Annotated in this window: 1 protein-coding gene; it reads right to left on the bottom strand. The window is 36.9% G+C overall.

From position 1 onward, the window contains the following. A partial coding sequence (locus GQR38_RS20100) for an ATP synthase subunit I (protein ID WP_206006358.1) occupies positions 1–214 on the bottom strand: 214 nt, incomplete at both ends.

Raw genomic sequence — 214 nt, forward strand, 5'->3', positions numbered from 1 at the left:
ATTTCAAAAATACTACAAAGAACAACACAGTTAAAAAGAGTTTAATAGCCTCTCCTGCGTAAAACCCCCTAAGAACTTTTTTAGATTGCCTAGCCCCTGCATGTGCAAAAGCCATCAAAACAAAAACGACATTAGGAAGTAAAAAAGTGAGCCCACCAAACAAAGCCGAATATCCTGTTTTGTTTGAGAAGAACACTGTTGAAATCAATGCAAC

The sequence above is a fragment of the Pseudoalteromonas sp. c7(2019) genome, assembly GCF_011378625.1.
In the GTDB taxonomy this organism is placed as follows: domain Bacteria; phylum Pseudomonadota; class Gammaproteobacteria; order Enterobacterales; family Alteromonadaceae; genus Pseudoalteromonas; species Pseudoalteromonas arctica.